The sequence below is a fragment of the Pyrodictium brockii genome, from assembly GCF_055379715.1.
The window spans coordinates 1,492,138-1,518,913 of sequence record NZ_AP042401.1 but is presented as its reverse complement, the minus strand read 5'-3'; the positions used below and the strand labels follow the sequence as shown (position 1 = coordinate 1,518,913).

Genomic DNA, 26,776 nt, shown 5'->3' with positions numbered 1-26,776 from the left:
TTTAGAGCGTGGAGCCCAGAGTAATAATATGATGGTGGAGCAGTTATGACAACGCTTGGTAGAGTAAAGGTCGAGGTGCCGGAGATACCGGTGACGGACTCCGTAGACTTGCCGGCGGACAGGACAGCAGTGATAATAGTAGACATGCAGAACGACTTCGTTAAGCCTGGCGGCAAGCTCTACGTGCCTACAGCGCAGGCCACGGTGCCAGCGATACGCAGGCTGCTGGAGAGAGCGCGCAGCCACGGAGTAATGACGGTGTTCACAAAGGACACTCACTACACCGGCGACCCGGAGTTCAAGATATGGGGCGAGCATGTGCTCCGGGGAACCTGGGGCTGGGAAATAATCGACGAGCTCAAGCCTGTCGACGGTGAGATAGTTGTTGAGAAGACGCGCTACGACGCGTTCTACGGTACGCCTCTCGACGACCTCCTAAGGGTTTACGGCATAGAGCATGTAGTGGTTGTAGGAACTGTCGCCAACATATGCGTCCTCCACACGGCGGCGAGCGCGGCCCTACGCTGGTACAAGGTCTACGTGCCTATGGACGGAATCAGCGCGCTTAACGACTTCGACTACCATGCGGCGCTGCGCCAGATATCGTTCCTCTACCGGGGTACCATATTGAAGAGCGTGGACGGGATAAGATTCACAGGCGAGGGGCCCTGGAAGCGCGGAAAGGCCGTGGAGGCCGGCGCGGTGACAGCCTAAGGAGGCCCCCAGGGCCCCGGGCAGCGGTAGTGGCGGAGAGAGGGTATGGGTGAGGACGGGGGCTTCCCCTACGAGAAGCCGAGGAGGGGCCAGCTGGAGGCGGCCAGGAGCATAGCAGAGGCGGTGTCTCGAGGAGAGGTCTTCATACTCCATGCGCCGACAGGCTTCGGGAAGACATCGGCCATCATCTACGGGCTCCTCCAGGCCGGCGTGGAGAGAGTACTGTACGTTGTGAGGACGAGGAACGAGATACAGCCAGTGCTCAAGGAGCTTAAACGGTTCGGGGTGAAGGGGTACAGCTTCCTCTACAGCGCCAGGAGAATGTGCCCTGCCCTGGCCGGCGAGGGCCTTAGCCACGAGGACTTCTGGGAGACATGCCGGCTCCTACGCCTAAGAGGCGAGTGCAGCTACTACGCCCGGCTCGAGGAGATCAGCGCCACAGACGTGGAGGAGGCCATAGGGCACGCGGGGCCGATGCCCAGGCGGGTGGCGGAACTCCTAGCCGGCCAGGGCTACTGCCCCTTCTTTGCCCTCAAGCTGCTCGCCTCGGAGGCCAGGTTCGTGGTGGCCACGTACCCCTACCTTTTCCGCCCCGACATATTCCAGGGCACATTCGACCCGCTAGACTATAGGGACTTTGTGGTAGTGGTGGATGAGGCACACTCGCTTCTCAACATACCCGGGCTGCTCGAGGCCCGGGTCTCGGTGGACGATCTCCGGAGCGCTCAGAGGGAGGTGGAAGAGTACGGCCTCCCAGAGGAGATGGGCAAGGCCCTGCAGGAGCTAGCCTCGCTGGTCTCGAGGAGCAGGCCCGGAGAGGGGAAGCTACGCCGCCTGGACCGGGAGAGGCTCCTAAGGCTCCTGGGCGACCCCGAGGCCTGGTGGGACGCGGCCCACGAGGTGAGAATGGCCAAAATAAGGGAGAGGCTTGAGGAGGGCCAGCCTGTTAGGCTGAGCGTAGCCCTCACCAGGGTTGCAAGGTTCGCCGAGATGCTCGCGGCAGAGGGCATGGGGGCCTACAGCTACACGAGCGGCGGCCGCGTCGGAGCCACAGTGCTCCCCCTAGAGCCCTGCCTTGTCACACGCAGGCCTCTCAACGAGTCCAGGGCCGCCGTGCTGGCCAGCGGCACTCTCCCAGCCTCCACGCTGCTGAGGGACCTCCTCTGCATAGAGAAGCCTCTACGCGTCTACGATGTGGAGCTGCTGCACGGCCCCGTGTTCCCGCCCCGGAACCAGGTCACCCTGGTGGCGGCGGAGCTGACTTCCAGGTATACTAGCAGGAGCCGTGAGATGTACAGCCTCTACGCCCGCTACATACTAGAGGCCTACCGGGCCACCACCAGGGTGGTAATGGTGGTGTACCCCAGCTACGAGTTCATGCAGCAGGTCCTCGACCAGCTCCAGCAGCTTGCACGTCTAGAGCAGGTGAGCATGGTGGCTGAGGCCAGGTCCACCAGCATAGAGGAGGTGCTGGAGAAGACTGGGAGAGGGGAGAAGCACCTGCTCGTGAACGCGGTGGCCGGAGGAAAGCTTACAGAGGGAATAGAGCTTGTAGACGAGAACGGGCGCAGCATGATAGGAGTAGTGTTCGTCGCCGGCGTCCCCTACCCGCAGCCCGACGACTACTTCCGCGACCAGTTCACGGTGCTCGAGAAGAGGCTGGGGCGGGCTGCGGCGCGCCGCCTCCTCTTCGACTTTACTGCCGCGGTGAGGGCCAGGCAGGCAGTGGGCCGTGCCAGGCGGAGTGCCCAGGACAGTGCGCTAGTAGTTCTAGGCGACTACCGGTTCCTGCGGAGAGGGCTGCGTGAACACCTCCGGCTGAGGATAGACAAGGTAGTCTATAGCCTGGGGGAGTTCAGCGAGGCTGTAAGGAGCGCAGCGGAGGCCCTGGGGCTCTAGCCCCTGGAGCCGAGCCGCTTATAGCCCGGCCCCCGAGGTCTTGTCTGTCACGCGGACCCCGGTCCCCTGCAACGCGACCCCGTGTCGCCGGGGCTAGATGGGCAGGGGGCGGGTCACTCCCGGCCGTATCCACCCCCACCTTCCCGCGCCTCGAGAACAGCTGGGGCAAGAACCCCAGCCCTGAGGCACGGCTAAGCTATAAATCACGGGCCTGCGCTTCTGTAGTGTGGAGAGGGGGAGCGCGGTGCCGCAGCTGGACGTTGAGAGTATAGTTGCCGAGGCCCGCAGGAGCCTAGAGGAGATCTACAGGGAGTACACTAGGAGGCTTGAGGAGGAGGCTAAACGCATAGTATCTGAGAGGCTGAGCGAGATAGAGCCCGTGAAGAGGAAGCTTGTTGAGGCGCTGAAGGCCTACTAGCCCCGCCGCCATTCTCTCGGGGCCGGGGTTCCACGCCTTTTCAGACCTGCTCCATTGCCTCCTTGACTATCCTCTCCTCGACGGGGTAAGCGTGCAGATTGGGGAGCGGCACGTACACCTTCACCTCGCTCCCCACCCTGGGCTGCTCCACGTCGCTGGGGAGGTCGAGGAGCAGCTCATACCGAGTGCCCGGGATTAGGAGCCTGATCTCTATGAAGGAGCCCATGTACATGGACACTGTCACGCGGCCCTTCACGGCCTCGTACCCGCCCTCCTCTGGGGGATGGAGCCTGGCCCCCTCCGCTTTGACCACGACTGCCGCCTCATCGCCGCGGGAGAGTCCATGGTTCATTGCTCGGAGCAGGGTGCTGCCCACCCGTACTACCACTGTCTCCCCCTCCACGTCCTCCACCTTGCCTAGCACGAGGGTGGTGCGGCCCAGGAACACCGCTGTGAAGAGCGTCTTAGGGCTTCTGTAGAGCTCCTCCGGCCTCCCAACCTGCTCTATGAGCCCGTCCCTCATTATAGCCATCCTATCCGAGAGGGACATAGCCTCCTCCTGGTCGTGAGTAACATACACCATCGTTATGCCTAGCTGCCTCTGAAGCTTCCTCAGCTCGCCGCGTAACCTGAGCCGGAGCTTGGCGTCAAGATTGCTCAGCGGCTCGTCGAGGAGAAGCACTCTCGGCTGCACCACCAGCGCCCTGGCGAGCGCGACCCGCTGCTGCTGGCCCCCGCTCAGCTGCCCCGGGTACCGGTTCTCCATGCCTTCAAGGCCGAGCAGCTCTAGAACCCATCGCACTCTCCGGTCTATCTCCTCGCGGGGGAGCCTGCGCAGCCGGAGCCCAAAGGCAATGTTGTCGTATACAGTCATGTGGGGCCAGAGGGCCCAGTTCTGGAACACCATAACAGTCCCGCGTTTGTCCGGCGCAAGCTCGGTCACGTCATCGCCCTCGAGGAAAACCCTCCCCTCGTCGGGCACCTCAAACCCCGCTATAACTCTCAGCAGGGTGGTCTTCCCGCAGCCGCTCGGCCCGAGTATCGAGAAGAGCTCCTCCTTCCCTATGCTAAGGTTGACTCCCCTCAGCGCTACAGTCCTACCGAACCTCTTGACCACGCCCCGAACCTCTATGAAGGACAAGCCTGCGCCCCTCCAGGGGTGTACCACCCGGGGTGCCATGGTGGGCAAGGGGCCGGCCCAGGCTAGATAGTCACGAGGGCTTGGCCACGCCTGGTGAGCCTGCTGGCGGCGAGTATGACGCCAGCCTCCAGGGCCATCAATACCACCGCTAGTGCGGCGGCCTTCGCCTGCGGCTGCGTCCCCCCAGCTACTATTGTAGCCTGCGTAGTTAGCTGGAGTATCGCAAAGGTTATCGGCCCTGCATGCTCGCGCGACACTATGCTCCCCTTAAGCCCGCCGAGCGTGATGCTCACACTAACCTCGCTAAGCACGTATATGGCGCTCAGCAGGAGCCCAGCCAATAAGCCCCTCCATACAAGGGGCAGCACTATCCTCCTTATAGTCATGGCCCGTCTGGCCCCGAGGCTCCGTGCAGCATCCTCCAGCTCCTCCGGTGTCTGTATCACAGCTGTGAAGACAGACCTCACTGTGAAGGGCAGCTTCCTCATGATATAAGCCAGTACCAGCACGTGGCCCGGGAAGAGCACCGGGTCTAGAAACGTGCCATGGAAGTAAGTGGCAAAGAACACGTAGTAGCTGAAGGCTACAACGAGGCCGGGCACGGCTAGAGGCAGCGATGAGAGCAGATCCAGCAGCGCGGCGCCGGGTAGCCGTGCACGCGCGGTAGCGTAGCCTGCCATGAACCCGAGCAGCGCTATGAACACTATAGCCTCGAGCATGTAGGTGACACTGTTGTAGATGCTCCTAACCACGCCAGCCATGCCAGCTAGTGTAGCAAAGTTGTCGAAAAGCCTGCCCGGCGGCAGTAGATCTGGCAATGGGCCTATCCACTTCCTGCTGAAGGCTAGTACAACCACACCTATCTGGGGAGCTGCAGCAGTAAGGACTATGGGCAGCGCCACAAGGTAGGCTAGTAGGAGGCCCCGAGGCCCCAGCCGGAGCCCCCTGAAGGGCCGGGGAGCCCCCCGGGCGAGCCTGGCATAGTACCGTAGGCTGAGGTACCTACGTATCGCCGCCAGCGGGATCGCCGCGAATAGAAGCATGAGCAGGCTGAGGGCAGCTACGAGGGGGCGCGAGGCCTCGCTCCCAACGCTCTGGAAGTACTGGTATATCTGGTATGACATCATCTTGTGGAAGCGAAACACTATAGGGGCTCCCACATCCTCGAGGCTAAGTATAAACACGAGGACGGACCCCGCTAGCACGCCAGGCATTATGAGCGGCAGGATTATGCTTCTTATCAGCCTCCAGCCCCTGGCGCCAAGGTTTATGGCCTGCTCGACGAGTGTGGCATCTACAGTGCCGAGAGCGGCCAACGCGTTTATATAGACTATCGGGTAGAACATGAGTGTCTGTGCGAGCGCCACCCCTGCCTGGCCGCTAAACTCTATCACAACGTTCTCGCCGAATAGGGGCCTTGTAATCATACTTATCATGTATGACAGCGTGTTAAAGGTGAAGCTCTTCCCGAAGTAGCGCTCCATAACATAGGCGTTTACGAAGGGAGCTATCAGCAGTGGCACATAGGCGAGTACCGCCAGCAGCCTTCTTCCCGGAAACCGGTATAGCCCTATCAGTACCGCTATGCTGGCTCCTATAGTAGCCGCCGCAGCGGTCACTATGGCAGAGTTGACTAGAGTATTACCTATAACACCCATATCAAATCCATTAACATCTATACGTATAGTGCCGGGAAGCCTATTAATAGATATGAAGTTGCTGAACGCGTCTAGGCTAGGGTTTATATAGTAGCTTGTAGCGAGCTCCCGGAAATCCATCCTCGACGCTTCGAGGACCACTGTGAGGAGCGGCGCTATAAATGCAAAAATAATGGCGAGCAGAGGAGTGTAGAGCAGTATAACTATCTCCGGGTCGGCCCTAGCCCTTGCCGGCCTTAGACGCTCTAGCAGCGGCCGCTCTCTAGCCGCCAAGGGCTTTTAGTACCTCCTCATACTTCTGCTTCGCAGCCTCACGCCATGCATTCATATAGGCTTCCTTCAGGTTTATGTTCTTCTGCAGGATCTTATTAACCCTTATAGCGTCTTGCAGCGTAAACACGACCTCCTTGCCCGTGACGGGGTCCTTGTAATTAACCAGGTCTGTCAGCTTCTCCCTGAGCGCCTTGAAAGTGGCCTCGTCTATACTATGGTCGATATAGTATGCCTTAAGCAGTCTTGTCCACGCCTTCTGGAGCAGCGTGTGCTGGTCTATCAGCGTGGCCACGAAGTACAGCTGCATAGCATACTCAGTCTCGAGCGCCAGGGTGTCATTGAACCTTATAACCTTGGATCTCATGGCCTCGTAGAACGCCCTCTCGAGGTCGGGGCGCTTCTGGCCCTCCGGGGTCTCGAACACCTTGGGGTTGGCCGGCAGCCTGTTGATGTTGGGGTCAAGCCATATCTTCTGCCCCTCTGTCAGCGCCCATGCCACGAACGCTTCGGCGGCCTCGGGGTTCTTCGTGGACTTAACCACTGCTATGGGGTCGCCGTTGACTATGGTCTCGCCCCGTGGCAGCACGTACTTGCACGCGGGGTTAAGCCTCTCGGCGGTGTAGCCGTAGAAGTCTATAGTTATGCCCACCATAACCTCGCCGTTTATCACGTCATCGCGTACTATAGCGCTGCCCTCCTCTATCCTGGCGTTGGCAGCCATGAGTGTTAGAACCCGCCAGCCCTCCTTCCAGCCGTAAGCCTGGAGGATAATCTCGTATATCCTAGTATTGCTGGTGCTTTGCAGTGGGTTAGCTATCGCGAGGGCTGGAACACCATACTTCACCAGTATCAGGCCCAGGTCGTCGCTGGCCAGGTCTCTCCAGGACTTGAGCCTGCTTACATTGAAGCCTAGCTGCTTAGCCACATCCCTGTTAACTGTGAAGCCGAAGCTAGCTATTGCTGCGGCAACCCAGTATATCTTTCCATCCTTTCCGATCCTTTTCATAGATACCCCGGCGAAGCGGTCGGGCACTTGGCTGGCAGCGTCGAGCGCCAGCTTGCTCTGGAGCGGCCGGAGGAGACCCTTAAGGTATAGGTTGTCGAACAGTGTGGGGCCACCGCCCCATGCAACGTCGATGCTCTGCTTCTCGATGTACGTGGGCCAGAAGCCCGCGGGCACGGCTATGAACCTAATATCTTTTATGCAGTATCTTTTCGCTATGTCGGACTTTAGGTACATTTCCCTAGCCTTCTCCTGGATGTCAGCGGGGTGCCTCGTCAACACTACGAGCTCGATGCTCTTGCTGCACTTGCCTGCCGGGGGCTGCGTAGCCGTAGCGGTACCGGCTGCTGTCGTAGTGGCAGCTCCGCCGCTGGTGGACGTTGGGGTCCCCGTTGCAGCCCCGGTGGCTGTTGTCGTGGTTGTGGTGATAGTTGTGGTACTGGTGCCGACCGCCGTAGCCTGTGTCTGGGTGGTCTGAGCTGTGGGAGATGGCTTGCCCGTAGCGCTTGCTGTACCTGAGGTAGCAGTTGTTGTAACCGCTCCAGAAGGCTTGTGGTGCCAGGCTATGATGGTGGTAGCCACAATAGCGGCAACTATGATAACAGCTGCTATTATGCTAAGGGTGCGGGCGTCCAATCCCAGTAGCACCGTGTTAGCTATTGGAGCAATAGTACAGTATTTTTAGTCTCTTTTTACGGCGCTAGCAGGCGATTATGTAAGCCAGTTGTAGCCCTAAGTAGTGTTGTTGGGCCAGCCATACTCTACAGAGAGACATGATTTAAATCCTAGGGCCCGCTAACTGCTTACGACATGGAACAAGCTGTTCTAGCAGTAATGCGAGGTGTCATGAATGAGTATAAGGAGTATTGTTCCCCTGCTTCTCCTAGCTGCTCTACTGGCCTCCTACCAAAGCCTGGTGCAGGCGGCTCATGCGGCCCGCCTCGAGCTGCCCACGATACTGGTAGACTTGGCCCATGGCCAGAACTATAATGGAGTCTGTGCAATGATGAGTGTCGTCCCGGATGCCTACTGGATTATACTAGTTAAGTCCAACGCGCAGGTGGACCAGCTGCCTCAGTGCATAAAGAATAGGGCCTACGGGATAGCGGTTGGCGATCTAACAGTCCTCACTAAGGAGGCCTCCATAGACATGGTGATAATAGGCCAGCCGGTGGAGCCTCTCAGCAAGGCTGAGAAGGACGCTGTAGCCAGCTGGTTCGGCGGCGAGGGCCGCAAGGCCCTGTGGTGTGCAACTGATAGCGACTACCCAGCCCAGGGGGGCAACCTCGAGCTCGCACAGCACATATGTAATGACCTCCTCGACTACCTGGCCCAGAAGGGCTTCGACGTGAAGCTACGCAGCGACTACGTCAGCATAGAGGATACGAAGAGCAATGCCGGGCGCTCCTACCGTGTAGTAGCCCTCGTTCAGCCTCCAAGCCGCTATGACGCCGACCTCCTGGCCCTAGGCGCGGAGAAGGTGCTAATGCACGGCCCCGGTGCAGTGGCCTGGGTGGACGAGAACGGCAACTGGCATAAAGTCACAGACCCCGGTACGCCCGACACCATAATACCCATACTCTTCACGAGCGAGAACGGCGTGGTGGTGGAGCACCAGCCCAGGAACCCTGGCGAGCCCGGCGAGTTCGGCTATGCCCACCAGGCCGGGGAGAAGGGCCGCTTCGTCCTCATGGCTGCCCAGATAGTAAACACCAGCAAGGGCACCAAGATAGTCATAGTGAGTGGTGAATCTCCCTACTTCGGCTACCAGTCGCTAGTATCTTACTACTATCACGGGGTACACCTCGATGGGCCAAGGTTCTTCCGTAACTTGATACTATGGGCGACCGGGAACTACGAGGAGCTAAAGATATTCAAGAAGGAGATGGAAGTGCTGGAGAAGGCTAAGGAGGCTGCCCTGGAGGCCGCGAAGAAGGCAGAACAGGCTATGGATACCGCGCAGCAGGCTATGAAGAAGGCAGAGGATGCCAGCCAGGCGGCTTCCGGTGCCAAGAGCTACGTGGACAAGAGGCTGTCGGAGGTGCAGGCATCCCTGAACCAGGCTCTACAGCAGGGCCTCAACAAGGCGGTGGAGCAGCTAAAATCCTATGTAGACCAGAGGATGGCCGCTGCCTCCAATGCCGCCGGCCAGGCCGAGTCCAAGGCTTCAAGCGCGATGTCAATAGCCGTGGGCGGCCTCGTGTTGGCAATAATAGCCCTCATAGCGGCAGGGCTGGCTATGCGCCGCAAGTAGAAGGGGGCAGTATAGGCGGTTCACCTGGTAGAAGGTTTTACACCCCTGGGCCATATTGGTGCTCATCCTACCGCATTCTGGCCTCCGGCTCGTTCACCCCTTCACCCCTGGGTGTAGGGGGCTTCGTAGCGGCACGGGGCACCATGCTGTATGGGGCGCGGGGTGTTGCGGCAAGGTTTTGTGGGCAGCCGTATGCTCCAGAGCCGCTATAGTAGTGCAGAGCCCCTGTAGGAACTCAATAATATAGCTCCGGCTGCACCCTATCCACGGTGAAGGTGACGGCATGAAGAACCTGGCCAGGATAATGCTTGTAGCCTTGATTCTGGAGGTACTGCTGCAGACTTGTGGCATAGCTGCCGCGGGGACCGGGCAGGCCGGCAAAGTAGTGGAAGTAAACATTCCCAGGCCGCAATCCCTCGCTGAGTACGTCCCGGGCCTGGTGCTGCTGCCCAAGCTAGGTAGGCCTGCCTTCGTAGAGCCCGGCGGCTCCTTCCAGCTGGTAATCTCCAAGCCCCTACATATAAGGAAGATAGCTATAGATGATGGTTATGGCCACAGTTACGAGTGCAGCTTCGCTCCCGGAAGCCTAGAGGTAAGGGTTCCAGACACGGCTGTACACGGGCTCTACGACCTCATAATATACGCTGAGGAGGGTGTCTATGGAGAGCCCCACGCGGTGTATGTAGGGAGTGCCGACGATTTCAAGCCGATGAATATAGTGCATGTTACGGACCGCCACTTCGGAGTAATAAACTCCAACGGAAGGAGTGCAGCCAACTACGACTTAGCCGCCGACATTATAGCCATCGGCCTGCCTAACAACACCATAGTGTTCGACACTGGGGATGTGGCGGACACGGCTAAGGACGATGAGTATATGCAGGCAGTGCTCACAGACATGCTGCTCGACAAGCCGCTGGTAGTGGTGCCCGGCAACCACGATCATGTAGGAGCCTCGGAGAACTTCAAGAAGTACTACGGTCCTTTCAACCAGACGCTCAGTATCTACGGCCTATACCGTATAGTGATTGTGGACAGCGGCGGAGACGGCTATATAGATGAGGGGCAGGCCCTCTGGGCTAGCAGCGTGCTAGCAGCCGCGGGCGAGCCCGTCAAGATTGTAGCCTTCCATCACCCCCACTTCACCCACATGTTCGGCGACATACCCTACAGGTTCAACGTGTCCAGCGGTGAGCAGCTCTACAGGCTCCTCCTAAGCAATAAGCCTAACAGCAGCTACCGATACATATACACCAGCTGGCTCGCCAGCCCCAAGGCGCTGAGGATACTCGTGGACGGTATATTCTCTGCCAGGGCTAGGGTAGTGCTAGTCCTCTCTGGCCACGTGCACCTAAACTCCTACGCCGAGGTAGTAAGGCCCGACGGGAGCCTCATACGCTACGTAGTCACTACAGCCACCGGCGGTAGCGTGAGGCCGGAGGACTACCACGGATTCCGCATAATAACCGTGAGCCCAGATGGCAGCGTCGAGATACATGGTGAAGGGCCCTACTGGATGCGCCACTCAAGCTTTAACCTAGAGCAAGTCCACGTGAGCTACGTGGAGACGCCCACAGCTGTTACTGCTACACTGCTCCTAGGCGACACCAAGGTAGCTAGCTACATGAAGAGGACCATGGTGGCCCTCCACGTGCCGAGGAGCTGGCTCGGCAAGACTGCAGAGCTGTACCTCCGGGGCCTCGACCACTACCAGCTACGCTGCACGCCCCTGGGCTGCGTGCTCTATGCCTACGCTAACAGGCCCCCGGTTCAGGGCTTCGAGTACCAGGCAACACTCTACATAAAGCCGGATAAGGAGCCGCCGGTACTCAGGCTGGAGGGGATAACGCCCTCTAAGCCGCTCCAGGGCCGTCCGGTGGTTCTGGCAGTCGAGGTCGGCGACGACTCCTGGGGTATAAAGGAGATCTACGCGAAGCTGGAGTACGACGGGAAGACCTTAACGCTAAAGCCGATGGTTATGGGGGGCACTGCGCGGTTCGTCATACCCCCGCTCAAGGCCGGCAAGGTGAAGGTCACAATAGTGGCCGTCGACGCCTCCGGCAAAGCCTCGTATCTGACTCGTGTAATAGAGTACCGGGCCTTCACCACGTCTGTAACAAGGGCTACCACCACGCATGAAGCAGCTACAACAACTACATCTACCATGCACACCGGCACCACTACCGCGGCAGCCGCGGCTAAAACCAGCACAGCATCCACATCGGCTACAGCGTCAACACCTGCTACACAGGAAGCCGCGCATACGACGGCCAGTCAGCCTTTCAGCCCAACACTGACAGTGCCCCAGCTCGTGGCAAGCAGCCCGGGCTCCTCGAGCACGGCCGCGCAGCCGGCGGGGAGCTCCAGCACCACGCTGTTGGTGGCAATCCTGGTGGCAGCTGTCCTAGCGGCCTTCACAGTGCTTGCTAGGCGCTAGCATAGCCTAGCCACGTAGGGAGCCCCCCTTTCAAGGTACTTTTTGAACAGGAACTCGCTAGCCTCATGCACCTCTACAATGTTGGGGACCCCGAGGACCCGGTAGGGGCTGTCTCCCAACAAGCTTCTCAGCATGCCGGCTGCAAGCCTCTCCGCTACCCCCTCGAGGCTGGATGGGTTAGGGCCCTGGGGGCAGTCTATGATCAGGTCTATGTCCTTGTCCCCGAGGCCGGTGCTAGGCTCTCCCCCATGCAGGTCGGTCATGTAGACGCGACAGCCCAGGATCCGGCAGAGGCATGAGGCTATCGACTGTGCTATGATTCGCTTAGCCCTCTGCCACTCAAAGGTCTCCCAGAGGGTGGATGCGTGTGTAAGCCTGCGGGCGGCCTCTAGGAGGACGGCTATACTCTTAGCCGCGCGGCCCAGCTCCCCGGCGATGCAGCTCTCGAGGTCCTTCTCAGAGCCCACAGCTCTCCGAGCCGTGGGCTCTGGAGTCCTCCGCGGGTATTCTTGGCTATGCTTAGAGGTTCCCCCGCCCCGTCCCCGGCCGTGGGAGGAGCTGGACACTGTGGCCCGGCAGGGTCCGGGAGCCGTAGACCCCGCGGGCTGCTATGTGTACCTCGAAGAGGCTGGGGCTTGTGGTATACACTTGCACCTCTATAGCGGCCATCTCGGCCAGCCTGGATAGGAGAGCCTCCAGCGTCGCCTCGACCTCCTCCAGATCCACGCGCATAGCCCTATCGTCGAGGTCGACTACAAGATCCACGTCCCTGCCCGCATAGGAGTCTGCGAGTTCTAGGTAGTAGACGCTCTTGACCAAGCCGGGCAGCAGCCTCGAGAGACACTCTGCCGCTACGTTTGCGGCCCGGCGCTTGAACGCCGCCCACTCCAGGAGGAAGAGGTCGAAAGGCTCCCTGCTGCGGGGGAGGCTGGAGCGCAGCCCTCTGAAGCGCTCTAGGCACTCCTCTATCTCAGGGTCCAGCGTCTGCCAGCCCTTCTCTCCCACCCTTAGTCCCCGGGCTGAATACTACAGCAGCTACCCGGGTTATACCGGCTACCCTATTACCGGCGGGGCCCGGGAGCCCATAGTGGGAGAGGGGCCCGTAAGAGCGGCGGCCGAGATGAGGAAGCATAGAGGGGCACAGGCAGGATGGTACTGCTTGCGCTGACGTACAGAAAGCTCGTTGATAGAGACTTCAAGGTACTATCCGTCATAGAGAGGGAGATGCCCAGGTACGAGTACGTCCCAGTCGAGGTCATAGAGCGGCGGCTCCGCATGCCATCAATCCATGTGGCCATGAGCCTCCAGAAGCTCAACAGGCTCAAGCTGGTTAAACGCAGGATTGGAGAGTACACCGGCTACCGCCTAACCTACATGGGACTAGACATGCTTGCCCTTCACTCCCTCGTTGAGCGCGGGATCCTCCAAGCCCTAGGCGACACCCTGGGTGTTGGCAAGGAGAGCGACGTCTACTCCGGTTTGACCCCCAACGGGGAAAGGGTGATAGTGAAGTTCCACCGGGCTGGGAGGACGAGCTTCCATCGTATAGTGAGGGTCCGGCACTATGCTGCAGAAAAGCCCTACTCTTCATGGCTCCAGCTGGCCAAGCTCGCGGGGCAGAGGGAGTACCGAGCCCTTGAAGAGCTGTACCGCGTCGGCGCCCTCGTGCCGAGGCCCCTGGGCTACAGCCGCCATGCCGTGGTCACCGAGTACATCGAGGGGGTCGAGCTCTACATGTACAAGGAGGTTGTCGACCCCGAGTCCATGCTCAGGGATATAATGGATACTCTTAGGAAGGCATACCTCGAGGTTGGGATAGTCCACGGGGACCTCAGCGAGTACAATATCCTAGTCGTCCTCGAGGACGACCGGGAGCGCCCCTACATAATAGACTGGCCCCAGTACGTGGAGAGGGATCATCCCTCCGCGGAGCAGCTCCTCCGCAGGGATGTAGAGTACGTGGCGCGCTTCTTCCGCAAAAGGTATGGTGTTGCGGCTGATACGAGGAAACTCATTAAATACGTGAAGGGCGAGGCGGATTCTATCTGAGCATGCATAGCGTACTGTCATTATTGTAGATTGTCTTCATAGCTAAAATTCCCGGTAAATAGTAGCGCTTGCTACCACCTAGCTATGAAGCGAAGCGCTAAAAAGTACAAACCCCGATAGTCCTGCTACGTGGGTGGAGTGAATGGCTGCGTTGGAGCAGAGCGAGGTAAGGCGCCCGGTTGAGGCATCGCATGAGGGGATAGTTGAGAAGGATGGCGTTCTCATAGTGTCCGGGGAGGAGTACATCTATCGGGTGTGCAGCGCGCTCGCAAGCCCAACGAGGATTAGGATACTGACGGAGCTGCTTAAGAGGGAGGCCGATATAGGAGAGATAGCCGAGATAATAAACCAGAGCAAGGCTAACGCGTCGACGCAGGTGAGGAGGCTAGAGGAGATAGGCCTAGTGCGCTCCGAGTACAAGCCTGGAGTGAGAGGGGTAAGGAAGGTAGTGAAAACAACGGTGCGGGAGATAAGGATAATCCTAGAGCCCGAGAGTTAGGACCTTGTTTTTGCGCCCTCCCTCCGGCAGCTCTCCAGCCGGGCCCTCTCCAGCACCTCGAGGAACTGGCGTAAATCCCTATCCATATAGGCTACGAACACCACGGTCTGCGGGTTGCTGCTCTTCTTCCAGTGCTCGTCTAAGGCCTCGAGCATGGCTTCCATGCTCTCTCTTGCTTCAAGGCCTCCAACCCCAGCCCCCATAGCGGGGAATGCTACGCAGCTGGCCCCCTTCTCCTTCGCTGTATCGAGCGCTGCCCTGGTAGCCCTGACCACCTTGGACACCGTAGTCCTCATAGCGGGCCTCTCCATGGTCGGTGCGTGTATTATCATTCTTATCCGCGGCTCGAGCCTCCCCGCCCCCGTGGCCACTGCCTTCCCGACCGGCACTGGGGCGTATCTCTTAGCCTCCTCCTCGACCTCTGGGCCTGCGGCTCTCTTCAGGGCACCGGCTACCCCGCCACCCATGTACATGAGGCTGTTGGCTGGGTTTACTACAGCGTCGCATTCTATCTCGGTTATATCTCCCTTAGCCACAATTATCTTGCGGTCACCGCATCCTATCTCCTTTACGAACTTTACGCCGGGCGCCACGGTGATCTCCCTCCATACCTCGGCTTGGAGGCTGATATAACCCTGGGCGTGGCAGGGCCCTTGGGGCCTGGTATGAAGTTTTATAACGCCCTAAGCCTGTCAGCCCCCTAGACATGGGTCCTGCAGGGCAGCGGGCGGGCCCGTCGTCTAGCCTGGTTAGGACGCCGCCCTGACACGGCGGAGGTCCGGGGTTCAAATCCCCGCGGGCCCACCATCGCCCCAGCCTCCTCCACGGCCCGCCAAGCCCTCACCGCGTGCCAGGCCTGGACTCGATACTTATTACAGCCTCTTCAATGGCTTACGCCACCCGGCGTTCGGGGTGTCTGCGAACCCCGCTGAGCCTTCGTGATGAGGGGCTGAGCGGGAAGCCCTCCACACGTCTACGCTGTGTGGAGGGGATGCTTCCCTAGGCCTCATCACCTAGGATGCCCTCATCATCTCAGGGGGTATCGCTGTTTGCAGGAGCGTAGGCGCGTGCAGGTTACGGGTGGAGGCTCTTACGTGGTAACGCTGCCTAAGGAGTGGATAAGGCTCCATGGTATAGGCAAGGGCTCCGAGGTGCTAATGAGGCTCGAGCCCGATGGATCCCTCCGCTTGGCGCCCGCGGGAGGGCGGCAGCGCCGGCCGGTCACGGCCAGGATCAAGGTGGAGGAGGGGTGGAGCTTCTGGCAGATAGTTAGAAGGGTGATCTCCCACTATATCGCGGGCGCCGATATCATAGAAGTGGTCTTTGGCAGTGCCCCGGGCCCTCAGATAGCCAGGCAGCTCCGCGGGTTTATAGGCAGCAGGCTCATCGGGGTAGAGGTTGTCGAGGAGTCATCCTCCTCCATAGTGCTCCAGGTTATAGCCGACACAGCGAGTCTTCCACTCGAGACATCGCTGCGGCGCCTCATAAAGACCGTCGAGTTCATGCTAGAGGACGTGATAACCGGCCTCCGCCGCAGCCTCCGTGATGTACTAGTCGAGGTTGAGGAGAGAGACGACGTAGTAGACAAGTTCTACATGTTCATTTCGAGGCAGCTCACCAGCGTCCTGGCGGGGTACAGGCTGCCGAGCGAGATAGGGCTCTCGAGCCTAGCGGACGCCAGTATAATCATGATGGCCGCTAAGCACCTTGAGAGGTCTGGAGACCACGTCTCCAGGATAGCGTCTACTGCTATAGAGCTGCTTAACCACGGCATAGACTTTAGCAGGGGATGCCTGGCCCCGCTGCCCGGCCATCTTGAAGAGATTGCGGAGCAGTACCGCCTAGCCACCTCCACCTTCCTAGAGCCCAGCCCCTCCCGCGCTGATGAGGGGATAGAGAAGGGTATGGAGATTCGTAGGAGGAACGAGGAGCTGCTCAAGACCATTAACTGTGATAGGGAGTGGGAGCATAAGCCCATAGTAGTAGCGCTGGTCAGGAACATTATTGAGAGCAGTAAAAGGCTGGTGGACTACAGTATAGACCTACTGGAGCTCTCACTGAACCGCTCAATACTCCATGAACTCCTGGGAGAGGGGCTGAGAGGACAGGAGGGCGCGTAGATTTATAGCTCTGGGCGCTCCGGGCTAGCAGCATGGCAATACATGCTGCTATTGAGCGTTTTTGGGCGGAGGTGCATTATGGCTATGTCGCAGCGCCAGCGCGTCAGGATGGTCAGCCCTCTAAGGGTGCTAAAGGAGGCCGTGGGAAGGGTTATACTGGTGAAGCTAAAGGATGGAAGCGAGTACATAGGGAAGCTCGATGCAACCGATTCCACAATGAACCTTGTTCTAGACGAATGCGTTGAGCTGAAGCCCGGCACTATGGAGCCTAAGGTGAAGTACGGTAGGGTGCTGATACGCGGAAGCCACGTGGTATACGTGAGCGTCGACTACGAGATTGCGGCCGGCGGCTCGCTGCCCATAGGCTAGAGCCGCCCGTCTCGGCAGCCGACTACGCCTTTAAGGTCCAGCAGCAGCGCCCCCGAGACGGTGAGGCCGGTGCCGCGGAATATTGTGGTCGAGAGCATCAGGTGGCAGCCTATAGAGGAGCATAGTGTAGAGCTCGTTGAGAGGAAGGGTATCGGGCACCCGGACACTATAGCCGATGCCGCGGCTGAAGAGGCTGCCAGGCGTCTCTCCAAGTATTATCTAAACCGTTATGGCGCGGTGCTGCATCATAATCTCGACAAGGTGCTGGTTGTCGGTGGCCAGGCAGCTCCCAGGTTTGGCGGCGGCGAAGTACTACAGCCCATATACATCATAGTATCGGGTAGGGCAACCACAGAGGTTAGACTCGAGGACGGCAGTGTTGAGAAGATACCCATAGGCCCGATAGTGCTAGACGCTGTCAAGGGCTGGATAAAAAGCAACTTCCGCTTTCTAGACCCCGAGAAGCATGTGATAGTCGACTACAAGATAGGCCACGGCAGCGCCGACCTCGTCGGCATATTCGAGCTGGGCAAGAGGCAAGTACCGCTAGCCAATGACACCAGTGTTGGCGTAGGGTTTGCCCCGTTCTCCCGCCTCGAGAGGCTGGTGTATGAGACTGAGAGGCTTCTCAACAGCAGGGAGTTCAAGGAGAAGAACCCCGAGGTAGGCGAGGACATTAAGGTTATGGGGCTGCGCCGCGGCAGGAGGGTGGACATAACTATAGCCGCTGCGGTGATATCAAGCCTCGTCTCCGACATGGATCACTACCTCTCGGTCAAGGACGCTATACGTGAGGCCGTGCTGGATCTCGCTAGCAAGATCGCCCCCGACTACGATGTAGAGGTGCATGTTAATACCGGTGATAAGCCTGACAAGGGGATAGTGTACCTGACCGTCACCGGCACCAGCGCCGAGCATGGGGACGACGGCATGACGGGCCGTGGGAATAGGAGCTATGGCCTCATAACCCCTCTTCGGCCTATGAGCCTGGAGGCCGCGGCGGGCAAGAACCCGGTCAGCCACGTGGGCAAGATATACAACGTTATGGCCATGAACATTGCGAGGAAGGTACATGAGAGCGTCAAGGGCGTTCGTGAAGTCTACGTTGAGCTTCTCAGCCAGATAGGGAGGCCGCTCAACGACCCCCTGGTGGCGAATGTTAAGGTGCTTGCCGAGAAGCCTGGCGAGCCTCTGTCCAGCGATGCTGTGCGCGAGATAGAGGCTATAGTGGAGGAGGAGCTGGACAACTACAGCAAGCTGACAAAGCTATTCATTGAGGGCAATATTAGCGTCTTCTAGCAGAGTTTTCATCCTCCTAGCCCGATACTCCTCAAGCATCTTCTTCAGCTCCATGAGTCCAAGTCCGCGCCTCTCGCTCCGTTTACGCTCCTCCATCTGCTTCAGCCGGTAGAAGGCATCAATGATCACCCTCTCGTCCAGGAGTACGAGTTCGCCGAGCCTCTTGGCCTCGTACTCCTCCAGGGGGAGCACGGGTACTCCGTGGGCCTCGACTGCCTCTCTGCGGTCAAGCGAATCCCTTGGTACCAGTACTGCCAGCAGGAGCCCAGCCACTTTTGGCCCGTGCCTCTTCCACTGCACCGGGTTGATCGCGTTGACGACTGCCACGAGCTTACCGTAATTGGCTGCGAGGCTTGACAGCCTGTCGACAGCCTCAGCGTCTAGCTCGCCGAGCTGGATGGCGGGTATCGCCTCGCCGGCGGCGGCCAGGAAGAGCGCCTCCTCTAGCTCGCGTAGCTCGTGTCTAAGCGTCTTCGCCTCCTCCCGGGCCTTCTCGAGCTCTGCTCTCAGCAGCCTAACCTCGTGGGAGAGCTTGTTTATCTCGCGGTCCCTCTCGAGGGCGTCGCGGCTCTCTATCTGGAGTAGCCTATACTCCGCCTCCAGCCGCTGGAGCTGCTCGCTCAGTTCCCGGAGCTTGGCGCGCAGCGCGATGTTCTCGGCTCTAAGCGTCTCCAGCTCTGCGCGCAGCTTGGTTATGCTGTCGGCAGGCTTCTGCTCCTCCCGGGTCTCGGCCTTCTCGCCGCCGCGCCTCCTGACCCTCTTCACGAGGTAGTCTCTGACTCCGAGCCCGTTGAGAGCAGCGTTTATAGCGCGTTCCACGGCCTCAGCTATAGTGGCGCCTCTTATAACGTCCGCCTTTATGGCGTCTATGTCTACGTCCAGGCCTAGCTTCGCAGCGTAGGACTCGGCCTGCCTCATCTTAGACTCGTGGACATGAAGGGCCTTGATTGCAGCAGCCAGCGCATCCCGGACGTGGGCGTCTGCAATACGGCGTAGCTCAGGGAACCTTCTTGCATACTCCTCGAGTATCGACCGTTTCTCCTCGACGCTAAGCGATGTGGGGGGCTCGTAGACGGGCACCCCTATCGCGGCGGCCAGCTTCTTCACGAACTCTGGCGCGGGCTTCACATCGGTGGCCACCATTACAGGTATTCCGTGGCGCATGATGATCTCTATGACCTCGCTCCTGTCTATGCCTCTCCTGCTAAGCGCTACTACGAGACGGCCGTTCAGGTCCACGGCGGCTATGCCGGTCGAGATCCCCGGGTCTATGCCCACTATGATGTAGGGCCTGGCCTGCTGCAGCCCCCCGTGCCCGGAGTCCTCGAAGACTACGCGGCTGCTGTAGACGGGCTGTATCTCTATCCTCACGTCGCTGTCCTCGTGCGGCTTGACTATACCGTTAAGCCTGCTTCTTGGCGCATAGACTATGAAGACGGCGCTGTCGAGGCCCCCGCCGCTCTTTCGGAACACCAGGTCGTAGTCTAGCCGGTGGCGGTCCAGCATCCTCTTGATATCCTTCACGGCCCGGAGTATGGCTGAGCGTACACGGCGCTGGTACCTGGGGCTGCTCATCCCCCCGTGCTTCAGCCGCCTGGACTTAGCCACCACTATCCTCGTCTTCTCCTCGACGAAGCGTATCTTAGAGCCGTAGCCCATCGAGGCTAGAAGGGCTACAAGGTAGGCGGTCCGGCTGGGGGAGAGCTTCCCGGAGCCGCCGGCCTCTAGGCCGGCTAGCTTGGCGAGCTTGCGGACGCTCACCAGGGTGCCGTCGGGCATGCGAGTGGGCTGGACTATGACGAGCTCGGAGGGCAGCATTGATGTTATCTTGACGAGCTCTCTCCGGCTGGGGGCAAGCTCCTGTATATTATCCACTGCGAGAATGTCGGGTTTATGCTCCCAGACAAGCCGTATAAGCCTGTGAATGGGTACAGACTCGTACTTGGCTACGAGCTTCCCGTCTTCCACTATAGCTACCGAGTAGCAGCGGGGCCCGCTGCTGCACCCGGGCTCTATGTCGACGCCGACCACGCGCAGAGACAACCACCCCTTCGAGCAGCACGCGGCCCCGCGGGCCCCTCCGGGGACCAGTAGCCTGGGCGTCGGTGGAGGTGCTCCGGGCGGCCCCGGGATAGCGGCTCTAGGCGCCGCTCCATAGTTTATATCCCTTCATCCGGCGCGGCCGCTTCCCTAATACCCGGGCCGGCCCCGTCCACCGGGACCCCGGGGCCCCGCCGGTCTCACACCCGCTGAGACCCGGCTACGGGGCTATGAAGCGGGGCGGTCAGGCGGGGCACACCAACCCTTCCGCCATCCGGGATGAGCGTGCCCCCTCGCGCGCCCCTTGCCCGCCGAGGCGGGGCGCCGGTGACGTGTACCGGGCCGGACGCGACCGGCTCGCCACCTGTGCCTAAGGCAAGCTAGTTATTGCCTCCCCTCCTTCTGCAGGCGGTCCTACCGGTGCCCCGCGTCTTGGCTGTGGAGCGTGGCCCCTGCGGCGAGAAGGTTGGTAGAGCTGTAGACGTGGAGGCCAGCGAGGCCTCGGTCGGCGGCGAGAAGCTCCCCGGCGTCTATATACGCTGGCTGGTCTCCGACAAGGATGGCGCGCCGACATTTGCTATGAGGATGTTCACGGCTGAGCCCGGCTCCCACATACCCGGGCATAGCCACCCCTGGGAGCATGAGATATTCGTGCTAAGCGGCTCCATGAGGGTCAGGATAGGCGAGAGAGAGTACGCCGTGGGGCAGGGAGACTTTCTATACATACCGCCCAACGTTCATCACGAGTACTTCGTCGGAGACAAGGGCGTAGTGTTCCTCTGCATGATACCCCTCAAGCCTAGCGTAGGCGAGGACTACAATCCCTGCAAGAAGGGTTAGCGAGTAAGAGACTTGAAGCCCCCGGGAGCCGGAGGGCTCCGAGGGTGGGCTGGGGCCGTGCCCCGTGTACCGGTGAAGCTAGTATCCTGGGAGGAGGTAGTCGAGTGGAGCCGTGGCCTGGCCAGGGTGATTAAGCAGTCCGGCTATAAGCCCACAGTAGTCATAGCTGTGGCGCGCGGCGGCTATGTGCCGGCACGGCTCCTCTGCGACTTCCTCGGCGTCGAGAACCTCCTCAGCATCCAGAGCCAGCACTGGACGGAGGCTGCCAAGGCATCCGAGAAGGCTGTGCTAAAGTTCCCGTACAGGGTCGACCTCCGCGGCCACCGGGCCCTACTCGTGGACGACATCGTGGACACTGGCGAGACCCTTATACTGGCCCGCGACTACGTGGCCAGGGAGTGGGGCCCCGAAGAGCTTAGGATAGCGACGCTCCAGTGGATAAGCTCGGTAGCTAAGCTGAAGCCAGACTTCTACTACATGGAGGTCAAGGACTGGGTGTGGTTCCAGTACCCGTGGACAAGGCTGGAGGATGTGACCCAGTTTATACGCAGAATGCTCCAGGAGCACAGCAGAGAGACGGGCCAGAGGGAGTGGAGCTATGAGGAGATAAAGAGGCTGTTCAAGGAGTGGTACGGTATAGAGGTGGAGGAGTTCTACTATCAGGATGCGCTAGAGATGCTGGTCGAGTCCGGGCTGCTGGAGAAAACAGGTGACCGTTACCGCCTACGCACCTAGGCCTAAGGACCAGGGCGTTCACGTCCTCGCAGGTGGTGATGTGACCAGCTATCGCGGAGCCCCGCACCCGGCAGTGAAGAATTTGGCCTTTGCTGAGCCCGGGACTCTGCATGTCTCCTCCCCGCTCCTGGCTTCATGCACCGCCTCCCGGGGTGGAGCCCGTGGCCTCTCTCCCCGCCCGGTTCAGCTACGCTTCCGGCTCCCTTGAGGCCGCGAGGATTAGACGCTACGAGACGCTAGACCTAGCCAAGCGGCTGGCGGTGATACGTCCCGATGCGATCCGGCTTATCAACTATCCCCGCAGGAACCCATTCTCAGTGTTCAACGCCTCCGCCCATATTGAGGGCAAGGAGCTTAAGCTATACATGCGCATAATAGTTGGCTACTACCGCTACGTCTCCGCCATAGCTCTGGGCAGGCTCATAGTCAGCCAGGTTCTCGCCGGAGAGCTTCCCACCGTGATCGATGCGAAGATAATTATCAACCCGTCGAACCGCTACGATGTATGGGGCACAGAGGACCCCAGGGTCTACGAGATAGGCGGGCGCCTCTACATGACCTTCAGTGGCCGCACGATAGACTACTTCAAATCCGACAAGCCTCATGGGCTGCCCTCAACCCTCCCCGTCACAGCCGTCTCCGAGGACGGCGGCTACACCTGGAGTAAGCGCTACGTCCACATAACCGGGGATATACCGTGGAGCCTGCTGAGGAGCGACAAGGACGCCTTCATGTACGGCGAGGAGCGCCCGGAGATACTCTTCCACCGCCCACATGTAGGGGATGGGGGCTTCGTGGCGGTTGCCAGCAGGGTGGAGGAGGGCGATGATGCCGGCAGCGGCCTCCGCTGGATGGTGGCCAGGAAGCCTACCGTGCTGCTCACACCCGCCCCATTCGAGTACAAGGTTGGCTGGTCTACGCCTCCCATCCGTGTCGGCAGGGATCTCCTCCTCCTCGCGCACGGCGTGGATATGGACGGCTTCTACCGGGTGTTCGCCCTGCTGCTCGAGTATAGCAGGAGCGAGGGATTCATAGTCAAGGCTATCACCCCCAGGTATATTATGGAGCCGCGTGAGACCTACGAAGTCTACGGGGATAGGCCCTACGTAGTCTTCCCATGCGGCGCCGTGCCCATAGGCCGCTCAGAGATACTCATAAGCTATGGCGCCGCCGACAGCTTCGTCGGCCTAGCGGTCACCGAGATAGACGGCATTCTCTCCGAGCTGGACCGGGGCCGCATATACTAGGCGGCTCCCCCTCGACCTCCAGCCCCGCCATCCGCGTGGCCCGCACGAAATCCCTCGGGGAGAGTGGGAGCCAGCTGGCTAGCTCCTCGTAGAGGCTCCAGGGTACCTTCCGCCTCCTTCCCCGGCTCCAGCGGCTAAGCTCCACGTAGGCCCGGAGCCTGGCATCCCTCGGGCTCATAACCCTCCTGATAGCCTCCTCCACGTCGCCGCAGGTCTCGTACCTCGCGCGGAGCACTATCTCCGCTACGGAGTTGAGCCTCGAGGGGACGCCGTGAACGCTGCCGCGCAGGGCAAGCCTGCGGGGCTCAGCGAGGCCCTGAAGCCTGAGCCTCCTCGTCTCACCGGGCCTCGGCACCCGGTCAACGATGCCGCCCAGTATGAAGGCGTCGGCCTCGAGCACGTCGCGGGCATCGAGGTCGCGGTCGGCGCCGGGGTCGAGGAGGATAATCCGCCTGGCCCCCCGCAGCGAGGCAGCCTCGTCCGAGGCCAGCGGAGAGTAGTCCACCAGAGCCCTCCCCATGAAGAGGCGGAGCCACTCATAGGCGCCGGGAGGCGCCCCTGCAACCAGGAGGTGGCGGTCCCAGAGGAACCTCCGGACCACGCCAAGCACTGCCCCAACCTGGCGCCGGAGACTACTCAGCTCCGAAAGGGAGACGTGGCGGTGGAGGAGGCTCAGGTCGAGCACTATAAGGGGGAGCGTGCGCTCCGGCAGCCTCACGAGCAGCTCCATCCTCCAGTCGGCCGAGGGTGTGTATACAGCGTCAGCCCTCTCCCCGCCTCTGCCCGCGAGGTAGCGGAACACTCTGCCGCAGTACTCCTCCCGAAACACCTCCACGCCAGACCAGCCAACAGCCCCGCGGAAGCCCCCGCCCCAGACCAGGACGCGGAGAAGCAGCTCCTGGAACGGATTCTCCCTCACCCTCGACCGGTCAAGGTGGATGAGGCTGCCGAGCCTATACCATCCCCTCTCCTCGAGCATGCCGAGAAGCCGGTACCGGGGCAGCTCCCGGAACCGTCTCTCCCTGCACCGCTCCGGGTCAGATACCGTGAGGCACGTCATAGCCCTGCAGCCACGGCTCGGCATGGGGGTGAGAGGAGGCTCATCAGCCCGGGGCGTGCACGCCGCCCAGCCGGCAGGTAATAAGGCGTGGGACCTGGCCACGCATCTTCAGCGCTAACCATATAAACAGTGGTATTACTTAATCCTCTAGCGTTCAGGCCCGGCGTGGGATCCCGGGGATCCCGCATTGGTTCTCGACAAGCTGAAGAAGGGTATGGATGCGATAGTGCGCGGAGCGAAGATCCTAGGCACAGAGGTCCAGGCGAGCATCGCCTACAAGTTGAAGGCCGACGAGCTCAAACGGGTCCTGCTGAGCAGGTTCAAGGCAAGGCAGCTGGACGAGATAGGTGTCAGGGAGGGCATCAGCCTCAAAAGGTATAGGTCCAAGCAGGAGAAGGTGAGAGCCCTCGCCGAGAGACTCTCCCTCAAGAAGGTGGTAGAGTACGCTAGGAGGTACAAGGTCAAGTACAAGGACGTGGTTGAAGAGCTTGACAGGTTCAAGGCCCAGCTTGAGAGCAAGAAGCAGCTCGCAAGAATCAGCGAGGGAATAGAGAACATAGTCAATACCCTGAAGGAGTTCAGGCCGGAGCCCGTGCGCGGCGAGGAGGACCTGGAGAAGCAGCTATACCAGTACCTCCGCGCCCGCCTCACCAGGGTCCCGGTCAGGAGGCAGGTCAGGGTAGGCCGCTACAGGATAGACATGCAGGTCGGCCCCTGCGGTGTGGAGCTCAAGGTGCCCAGGTCGTCCACGCAGCTTCAGAGGCTCATAGGCCAGGTCAGGGACTATCTCAGGCACTTCGAGTGCGTGGCAGCCGTTATCCTGGATGCGGGGCTGGTTAGGGACCTCGCCAGCTACGTTGGGAGGCTGAGAGAGATGGGCGTAGTACCCATAGTGGTTGAGGGAAGGCTGAAGGGCTAGGGGAAAAGAGCCCCCTGGAGGCCCATATCCCTGGCGGCTGGGGGATGGAGAGGGCTAGATATGCTGAAGGAGCCGGTGATGATGGTTTCTGGTGCCGACCCCTCCCTCCCAGGCCATGGGGGCGGCTAGCCGGCGATTATGTAGACGCTGCCGGTGAGGCTCCTCAGCAGGTCTATAATGGAGAGCACCGCCAGGTAGCTCGTTCTCGGGTTCCGGGGGCTCGGTACGTTCTCCACCACAATGTGGAGCCTGGAGACCTTGGACTCGGCCTCCACCTCGTGGATGTTCCTATCCACAGTAGGGTCTGCAACTATCTCGACCAGTGGCTCCCTGCCCGCGGCTAGAGCCAGGGCTGCAGCAATGTTCACATTCGCGGGGAAGAGCTTCACAGCCTCGCTGGCTGGCCCCCGGTAGATTAGCCTCGGCTCCCGGAGCCCCTCGAGATCCACCCCCCGGGCCCCCGGGGCTCCTGCGAGGGCCCTGGGCGGCTTCCTCGTGCGGAGAACAAGCCTGTCAACCCCCACTAGGCTCATCGACTTCAGGGCGTCTAGCCCCGCTACCGCGCCGGAGGGCACGTGTATCCTGGCTCCAGTAGCCTCCGCCGCTCCCCGGAGCCTCTCCCTCGTCTCGCTGTCTAGGAGGGCCCCTACGCTCAGCACCACTAGGTCTATGCCCCTCTTCAGTATCTGCTCTCCGTACTGCCTTACAGCCTCCTGGCTTGCAGCCTCCACAACTAGGTCCGGCCTCTGACCCAGTAGCTGCCCGAGGCTCTCCGCTATCAGGGGCCTCTCCCTCTCGAGCCCCGAGGCGAGCCTCCTGCAGCGCCCAGGCTCTATGTCGTAGAGGGCTACGAGCCTGGCCCTCACCACGCCCTTATCCACGGCCCTGGCTATCTCGGTGCCTATGTTGCCGCAGCCTATCACTGCCACCCTCTTCACGGCCTAGCACCTCCACCACCTCCAGGCTTAGATCCACCGGCCGCGCCTTCATCGTTATATAGCTCGTGCTCACCACGTCGGGCCCTGCACGAGCGTACTCGGCGATATTCTCTGGGGTGATCCCGCCGCTAACCTCCACGAGCACGCGGCCCCGGAGCCCCTCCTCCTCGAGCCTGCGTATCGCCTCCGCCACCTCCCTGGGCGACATGTTGTCAAGCATTACCACGTCGGCTCCCGCCTTGGCAGCCCTCACAGCGTCTTCCACGGTCTCCACCTCGACTTCTACCCGGTGGATGAAGCTAGCCCTCTCCCGGGCCCTCCTCACGGCCTCCGCCACGTCCCCCAGCACGGCTAGATGGTTATCCTTGATCAGCACGGCGTCGCTGAGGCTGAGCCGGTGCGTATCCCCGCCCCCGGCAGCCACGGCCCTCTTGGCCAGGTAGCGCAGCCCTGGCGGGATCTTCCTGGTTGCAGCCACCCGGACATGGGGGTTAACGCGCCTAGCCTTCTCCACTAGCTCCCTGGTGGCAGTGGCTACGCCGAACAGGTAGCTTAGCAGGTTGAGGAGAGTCCTCTCTACCAGGAGCACCCTGCGGGCCTCGCCCCTCACCTCCAGGACCAGGTCCCCGGGCTCCACGGTCTCGCCGCTCCTCTTCAGCGGCCTCGCCTCCAGGCCCAGCCTCTCCAGCACCCTTGCCACATCCTCTACGCAGGCGGCTACCCCCCTCTCGTTGGCCCTAACCACGGCCCTTACCTCGAGCCCCGGGGGTATGAGCAACTCGCTTGCCAGGTCGCCGTGGGGCGCGTCCTCCCTCAGCCACTCGAGGAACAACTGCTCGAGGAGATACTCGGACATGGCCAGGG

General features: G+C 60.6%; 24 protein-coding genes and 1 tRNA gene. 15 read left to right on the top strand and 10 right to left on the bottom strand.

Annotated features, from left to right (window positions below):
- The first annotated feature begins 45 nt into the window (after positions 1–45).
- The 3 genes from ACZ42Y_RS08120 to ACZ42Y_RS08110 all read left to right on the top strand — a co-directional run bounded on the left by ACZ42Y_RS08120 (position 46) and on the right by ACZ42Y_RS08110 (position 3,031).
- Positions 46–714: a cysteine hydrolase family protein gene (locus ACZ42Y_RS08120; protein WP_058370474.1), complete on the top strand. Its 669-nt coding sequence runs from the start codon at positions 46–48 to the stop codon at positions 712–714.
- A 45-nt stretch (positions 715–759) separates the two neighbouring features.
- Positions 760–2,613: a helicase C-terminal domain-containing protein gene (locus ACZ42Y_RS08115; RefSeq protein WP_058370475.1), complete on the top strand. Its 1,854-nt coding sequence runs from the start codon at positions 760–762 to the stop codon at positions 2,611–2,613.
- A gap of 226 nt (positions 2,614–2,839) precedes the next feature.
- Positions 2,840–3,031 (top strand): hypothetical protein, encoded by a 192-nt coding sequence (locus tag ACZ42Y_RS08110; protein WP_464735457.1) that lies wholly within the window; start codon positions 2,840–2,842, stop codon positions 3,029–3,031.
- Between the two features lie 40 nt (positions 3,032–3,071).
- Here the strand turns inward: ACZ42Y_RS08110 and ACZ42Y_RS08105 are convergent, their stop codons facing one another.
- The 3 genes from ACZ42Y_RS08105 to ACZ42Y_RS08095 all read right to left on the bottom strand — a co-directional run bounded on the left by ACZ42Y_RS08105 (position 3,072) and on the right by ACZ42Y_RS08095 (position 7,742).
- The gene (locus tag ACZ42Y_RS08105) at positions 3,072–4,172 is read right to left on the bottom strand and encodes an ABC transporter ATP-binding protein (RefSeq protein ID WP_464735456.1); all 1,101 of its coding nucleotides are present in this window, start codon (positions 4,170–4,172) and stop codon (positions 3,072–3,074) included.
- A gap of 62 nt (positions 4,173–4,234) precedes the next feature.
- Positions 4,235–6,103 carry an ABC transporter permease gene (locus ACZ42Y_RS08100; RefSeq protein ID WP_464735455.1) on the bottom strand — a complete coding sequence of 623 codons (1,869 nt, stop codon included), beginning with the start codon at positions 6,101–6,103 and terminating at the stop codon, positions 4,235–4,237.
- On the bottom strand, positions 6,093–7,742 hold the full coding sequence (locus tag ACZ42Y_RS08095; protein ID WP_464735454.1) for an ABC transporter substrate-binding protein: 1,650 nt from the start codon (positions 7,740–7,742) through the stop codon (positions 6,093–6,095). The genes ACZ42Y_RS08100 and ACZ42Y_RS08095 overlap by 11 nt, the downstream gene beginning before the upstream one ends.
- Before the next feature lie 214 nt (positions 7,743–7,956).
- On the opposite strand from ACZ42Y_RS08095, the gene ACZ42Y_RS08090 reads away from it, so the two are divergent.
- Both ACZ42Y_RS08090 and ACZ42Y_RS08085 read left to right on the top strand, forming a co-directional pair.
- The gene (locus ACZ42Y_RS08090; protein ID WP_464735453.1) at positions 7,957–9,360 is read left to right on the top strand and encodes a hypothetical protein; all 1,404 of its coding nucleotides are present in this window, start codon (positions 7,957–7,959) and stop codon (positions 9,358–9,360) included.
- Between the two features lie 283 nt (positions 9,361–9,643).
- Entirely contained in the window at positions 9,644–11,797 is a 2,154-nt protein-coding gene (locus ACZ42Y_RS08085) for a metallophosphoesterase family protein (protein WP_464735452.1), read from the top strand.
- On the opposite strand, the gene ACZ42Y_RS08080 is transcribed toward ACZ42Y_RS08085, so the two are convergent.
- Together ACZ42Y_RS08080 and ACZ42Y_RS08075 are read right to left on the bottom strand one after the other, a co-directional pair.
- Entirely contained in the window at positions 11,794–12,264 is a 471-nt protein-coding gene (locus ACZ42Y_RS08080) for a hypothetical protein (protein WP_058370482.1), read from the bottom strand. The genes ACZ42Y_RS08085 and ACZ42Y_RS08080 overlap by 4 nt on opposite strands.
- A 52-nt stretch (positions 12,265–12,316) precedes the next feature.
- Complete coding sequence (locus ACZ42Y_RS08075) at positions 12,317–12,802, bottom strand: hypothetical protein (protein ID WP_058370483.1); 486 nt, start codon at positions 12,800–12,802, stop codon at positions 12,317–12,319.
- A 144-nt stretch (positions 12,803–12,946) separates the two neighbouring features.
- Between ACZ42Y_RS08075 and ACZ42Y_RS08070 the strand changes: the two genes are divergently transcribed.
- Both ACZ42Y_RS08070 and ACZ42Y_RS08065 read left to right on the top strand, forming a co-directional pair.
- Positions 12,947–13,846, top strand: coding sequence for an RIO1 family regulatory kinase/ATPase domain-containing protein (locus ACZ42Y_RS08070; RefSeq protein WP_058370484.1), 900 nt, complete (start codon positions 12,947–12,949; stop codon positions 13,844–13,846).
- Positions 13,847–13,988: 142 nt separating this feature from the next.
- Positions 13,989–14,345, top strand: coding sequence for an ArsR/SmtB family transcription factor (locus ACZ42Y_RS08065; protein ID WP_058370485.1), 357 nt, complete (start codon positions 13,989–13,991; stop codon positions 14,343–14,345).
- On the opposite strand, the gene ACZ42Y_RS08060 is transcribed toward ACZ42Y_RS08065, so the two are convergent.
- Positions 14,342–14,938 (bottom strand): macro domain-containing protein, encoded by a 597-nt coding sequence (locus ACZ42Y_RS08060; RefSeq protein WP_058370486.1) that lies wholly within the window; start codon positions 14,936–14,938, stop codon positions 14,342–14,344. The two genes, ACZ42Y_RS08065 and ACZ42Y_RS08060, sit on opposite strands and share 4 nt — an antisense overlap.
- A gap of 136 nt (positions 14,939–15,074) precedes the next feature.
- Between ACZ42Y_RS08060 and ACZ42Y_RS08055 the strand changes: the two genes are divergently transcribed.
- The 4 genes from ACZ42Y_RS08055 to ACZ42Y_RS08040 all read left to right on the top strand — a co-directional run bounded on the left by ACZ42Y_RS08055 (position 15,075) and on the right by ACZ42Y_RS08040 (position 18,133).
- A tRNA-Val gene (locus tag ACZ42Y_RS08055) sits at positions 15,075–15,152 on the top strand.
- Between the two features lie 242 nt (positions 15,153–15,394).
- Positions 15,395–16,465 carry an AbrB/MazE/SpoVT family DNA-binding domain-containing protein gene (locus ACZ42Y_RS08050; protein WP_464735451.1) on the top strand — a complete coding sequence of 357 codons (1,071 nt, stop codon included), beginning with the start codon at positions 15,395–15,397 and terminating at the stop codon, positions 16,463–16,465.
- A gap of 84 nt (positions 16,466–16,549) precedes the next feature.
- Entirely contained in the window at positions 16,550–16,834 is a 285-nt protein-coding gene (locus ACZ42Y_RS08045; RefSeq protein WP_058370488.1) for a U6 snRNA-associated Sm-like protein LSm6, read from the top strand.
- Between the two features lie 69 nt (positions 16,835–16,903).
- Positions 16,904–18,133, top strand: a complete 1,230-nt coding sequence (locus ACZ42Y_RS08040; RefSeq protein ID WP_464735450.1) for a methionine adenosyltransferase — start codon at positions 16,904–16,906, stop codon at positions 18,131–18,133.
- On the opposite strand, the gene ACZ42Y_RS08035 is transcribed toward ACZ42Y_RS08040, so the two are convergent.
- Positions 18,101–20,176, bottom strand: coding sequence for a DUF460 domain-containing protein (locus tag ACZ42Y_RS08035; protein WP_464735449.1), 2,076 nt, complete (start codon positions 20,174–20,176; stop codon positions 18,101–18,103). The two genes, ACZ42Y_RS08040 and ACZ42Y_RS08035, sit on opposite strands and share 33 nt — an antisense overlap.
- Positions 20,177–20,611: 435 nt before the next feature.
- On the opposite strand from ACZ42Y_RS08035, the gene ACZ42Y_RS08030 reads away from it, so the two are divergent.
- From ACZ42Y_RS08030 to ACZ42Y_RS08020, 3 genes are all read left to right on the top strand, one after another.
- Positions 20,612–21,013, top strand: coding sequence for a cupin domain-containing protein (locus tag ACZ42Y_RS08030; protein ID WP_236698193.1), 402 nt, complete (start codon positions 20,612–20,614; stop codon positions 21,011–21,013).
- Positions 21,014–21,070: 57 nt separating this feature from the next.
- Positions 21,071–21,748: a phosphoribosyltransferase gene (locus tag ACZ42Y_RS08025; protein WP_058370491.1), complete on the top strand. Its 678-nt coding sequence runs from the start codon at positions 21,071–21,073 to the stop codon at positions 21,746–21,748.
- A 161-nt stretch (positions 21,749–21,909) separates the two neighbouring features.
- Positions 21,910–22,995, top strand: a complete 1,086-nt coding sequence (locus ACZ42Y_RS08020) for a glycoside hydrolase family 130 protein (RefSeq protein WP_058370492.1) — start codon at positions 21,910–21,912, stop codon at positions 22,993–22,995.
- Here the strand turns inward: ACZ42Y_RS08020 and ACZ42Y_RS08015 are convergent.
- On the bottom strand, positions 22,943–24,079 hold the full coding sequence (locus ACZ42Y_RS08015; RefSeq protein ID WP_464735448.1) for a tRNA (guanine-N1)-methyltransferase: 1,137 nt from the start codon (positions 24,077–24,079) through the stop codon (positions 22,943–22,945). The genes ACZ42Y_RS08020 and ACZ42Y_RS08015 overlap by 53 nt on opposite strands.
- Before the next feature lie 163 nt (positions 24,080–24,242).
- Between ACZ42Y_RS08015 and ACZ42Y_RS08010 the strand changes: the two genes are divergently transcribed.
- On the top strand, positions 24,243–24,974 hold the full coding sequence (locus ACZ42Y_RS08010) for a hypothetical protein (protein ID WP_058370494.1): 732 nt from the start codon (positions 24,243–24,245) through the stop codon (positions 24,972–24,974).
- Between the two features lie 125 nt (positions 24,975–25,099).
- On the opposite strand, the gene ACZ42Y_RS08005 is transcribed toward ACZ42Y_RS08010, so the two are convergent.
- Positions 25,100–25,912, bottom strand: coding sequence for an aspartate dehydrogenase (locus tag ACZ42Y_RS08005; RefSeq protein WP_464735447.1), 813 nt, complete (start codon positions 25,910–25,912; stop codon positions 25,100–25,102).
- Positions 25,848–26,768: a carboxylating nicotinate-nucleotide diphosphorylase gene (gene nadC / locus ACZ42Y_RS08000; RefSeq protein ID WP_058370496.1), complete on the bottom strand. Its 921-nt coding sequence runs from the start codon at positions 26,766–26,768 to the stop codon at positions 25,848–25,850. The genes ACZ42Y_RS08005 and nadC overlap by 65 nt, the downstream gene beginning before the upstream one ends.
- Between the last annotated feature and the right edge of the window lie 8 nt (positions 26,769–26,776).